Here is a 3318-nt window from a genome sequence, read left to right as displayed (position 1 = left end):
TCGGCGGCCGCGCGGATCGCGTCGAGGTCGTCGAGCGTGCGGTAGACGTGGCAGCCGGGCAGGTCGTGGCCGGGGACGGGCGGGACGAACGCGCGCGAGCCGGTCGCCAGGACCAGCGTGTCGTAGTCGACGTGCTCGCCGGAGTCGAGCTCCACGCGCCGGGCGGCGGTGTCGATCGCGGTGACGAGCCGGCCGGACCGCACGGTGACGCGGGGGTCGGCGGAGTGCCGCGCGTCGTCGAGGTGCAGGGCGTCGCGCTCCCACGCGCCGACGTAGGCGGACAGTCCGACGCGGTCGTAGGCGGGATCGGGTTCCTCGCCGATCACCGTGACGGCCACGTCGGCGTCGGCGTACCGCGAGCCGAGGGTGGAGACGAAGCGGTGGGAGACCATCCCGTGCCCGACGACGACGATGTGCTCAGTCATTCCTGGACCTCCTTGGCGTGCCTGTGCGGATCAGGCTAGGAAGGAGGTGTTGCGGCGCTGTGGCGTCGGATCACGGTCCCGTGACGCTTACTTCACACCGGTCCCGGGGCCGGGTGAGGGGCCGGTCGGCGGGCGGCTGCGGCGCGTGCCGGCGGGTGCGGTGAGACCCTCAGTCGAGGGGGAGCAGGCTCGTCGGCACGGCCTGGACCTCGGTGACGCGGTCGATGTTCTGCCGCAGCCGCTCCCACTCACCCGAGGGGATCTCCTTCTCCAGCCGGCGCAGTGCCGCCTTGTCGGAGGTGGCCCACGCGACGGGCATGGGGGAGATGAACTGGTAGAGGTTGTCGCTGCCGCGGGCGCTCCGGTTGCCCACCACGGCGACGCAGGGCACGCGCTCGCCGACCCTCGACTCGTGGCCCGGGATCGGTCCGCAGTTGCGGGCCACGAGGGCGGGCAGCTTGCCGGCGGACCGGTCGACGGCCCGGTCGACCAGCGCCAGCAGGGTCACGCCGCGCGGGCGGACCTCGGCGATGACGGCCGGGACGAGCTCAGAGGTGGAGTAGGTGTGTTGCATCGACCCCATCTTGCGGGGGATGTAGCCGACCATCGCGAGGCAGCCGATCGCGAACGCGCCGGCCACCACCGCGATGATCCAGCCCCACGCCGCGAACTCCGCGTAGACGAGCATGCCGATGCCGGCGGCGAGCACGATGACGCCGAGGATGCCCGCCGACCACTGCAGGCGGCGCACCTCGGCGAGGCTCTCGTTGTTCTTGCGGACCCAGGCGTCGTCGACGGGGATGTCGGCGAGTCGGTACTGCTCGTGCGGGTTGCGTGGGGAGCGATCGGCGGCCATGGCGCCCAGTATCCCAGCACCGGCGACGGCCGGGCCCGCGGGTGACCGCCGCGGGCGTCAGCCCACCTCGGGGATGGGCGGGCCGAGCAGGTCGTCGGCGTCGACGATCCGGTACGCGTACCCCTGCTCGGCGAGGAACCGCTGGCGGTGCGCGGCGTACTCGGCGTCGAGGGTGTCGCGGGCGACGACCGAGTAGAAGTGCGCCTGCCCGCCGTCGTGCTTGGGCCGCAGCAGTCGACCGAGCCGCTGCGCCTCCTCCTGACGCGAGCCGAACGTGCCCGACACCTGCACCGCGACGCTGGCCTCGGGCAGGTCGATCGAGAAGTTGGCGACCTTGGACACCACCAGCGTGGAGATCTCACCGTTGCGGAACTGGTCGAACAGTTTCTCGCGCTCCTTGTTGGAGGTCGACCCCTGGATGACGGGCGCGTCGAGCTCGGCGCCGAGCTCCTCGAGCTGGTCGAGGTAGGCGCCGATCACCAGGGTGGGGGCGCCGGCATGGCGCGCGAGGATCTTCCTGACCACCGGGATCTTGGTGCGGGCGGTCGAGCACAGCTTGTACTTGTCCTCGGCCTCGGCGGTCGCGTACAGCATCCGCTCGTTCTCGGTGAGCGTCACGCGCACCTCGATGCAGTCGGCGGGCGCGATCCACCCCTGCGCCTCGATGTCCTTCCACGGGGCGTCGTAACGCTTGGGCCCGATGAGGGAGAACACGTCGCCCTCGCGGCCGTCCTCGCGCACGAGCGTCGCGGTCAGGCCGAGGCGGCGGCGCGACTGCAGGTCGGCGGTCATGCGGAACACGGGCGCGGGCAGCAGGTGGACCTCGTCGTAGATCATCAGGCCCCAGTCGCGGGAGTCGAACAGCTCCAGCGCCCGGTGCACGCCCTTGGTCTTGCGCGTGACCACCTGGTATGTAGCGATGGTGACTGGACGGATCTCCTTGCGCTCACCGGAGTACTCGCCGATCTCGTCCTCGGTGAGGGTGGTGCGGGCCAGCAGTTCCCGCTTCCACTGGCGCCCGGCGACGGTGTTGGTCACCAGGATGAGCGTGGTGGCCTTGGCCTTGGCCATCGCGGCCGCGCCGACCATCGTCTTGCCGGCGCCGCAGGGCAGCACGACCACGCCGGAGCCGCCCGCCCAGAACGAGTCGGCGGCCATCTGCTGGTAGTCGCGCAGCTCCCACTGCTCCTCCTCGGTGGACAGCGCGATCTCGTGGGCCTCGCCGTCCACGTAGCCGGCGAGGTCCTCGGCGGGCCAGCCCACCTTGAGCAGCTCCTGCTTGAGCCGACCGCGCTCGGAGGGGTGCACGATCACCGTGTCCGCGTCGATGTCGGCGCCGAGCATGGGGGCGATCTTCTTGTGTCGCTTGACCTCGGCGAGCACGGCGGAGTCGAGGGAGACGAGCGTCAGGCCGTGCACCGGGCTCTTGACCAGCTGCAGCCGGCCGTAGCGCGCCATGGTCTCGGCGATGTCCACGAGCAGCGGTTGCGGCACGGGGAAGCGCGAGTAGGAGACCAGGACGTCGACCACCTGCTCGGCGTCGTGCCCGGCGGCCCGGGCGTTCCACAGGGCCAGCGGCGTGATCCGGTAGGTGTGGACGTGCTCGGGCGCGCGCTCGAGTTCGGCGAAGGGGGCCAGCGCCTGTCGGGCGTCGGCGGCCTGCTCGTGGTCGATCTCCAGCAGCACTGTCTTGTCCGACTGGACGATCAGCGGTCCACCGCTCACTTCGGGCCTCCTCGGGTCTCTCGCCGGGCCCGCGTGGGCCCGACCCCCCATTGTCCAGAAATCCGCGTCAGCGCGTGGGTTCGACGTCGGAGACGGAGATCACCCGGTGCAGCGGCAGGACGACGGGCTCGGCCGAGTCCGGCTCGATTCCCTCGATCCGGCCCCCGCCGACGGAGGCGGGGACGACCAGCCGGGCGGAGGAGCGGCCCGCGGCGTCGACCACGGAGACGGTGACGGCCGTGCCGGTGCCCGCGGCCTCGTGCAGGCGGGCGATGGCGGCCTCGCCCGTGTACGCGCCCGCGGAGGTACCGC

The 3318-nt window shown here is 71.9% G+C and carries 3 protein-coding genes and 1 pseudogene; all 4 read right to left on the bottom strand.

Annotated features, from left to right (window positions below):
- Positions 1–425: FAD-dependent oxidoreductase (locus G6030_RS05385; RefSeq protein ID WP_182642443.1), on the bottom strand; the 425-nt coding region annotated here is incomplete at its 3' end.
- 169 nt (positions 426–594) lie between these two features.
- Entirely contained in the window at positions 595–1281 is a 687-nt protein-coding gene (locus G6030_RS05380; protein ID WP_007628624.1) for a DUF3239 domain-containing protein, read from the bottom strand.
- A gap of 57 nt (positions 1282–1338) precedes the next feature.
- Complete coding sequence (locus G6030_RS05375; protein WP_007628622.1) at positions 1339–3006, bottom strand: DNA repair helicase XPB; 1668 nt, start codon at positions 3004–3006, stop codon at positions 1339–1341.
- Between the two features lie 67 nt (positions 3007–3073).
- Positions 3074–3318: pseudogene (locus tag G6030_RS05370) on the bottom strand (hypothetical protein); the annotation flags it as partial.

The sequence above is a fragment of the Dietzia sp. E1 genome (genome assembly GCF_014145015.1).
GTDB lineage: Bacteria > Actinomycetota > Actinomycetes > Mycobacteriales > Mycobacteriaceae > Dietzia > Dietzia cinnamea_A.
This window is presented reverse-complemented; position numbering and strand designations above follow the sequence as displayed.

Bases quoted from the DNA above. Each gene is read 5' to 3' on its own strand.
- G6030_RS05380 (WP_007628624.1), bottom strand. From the start codon at position 1,281: ATGGCCGCCGATCGCTCCCCACGCAACCCGCACGAGCAGTACCGACTC.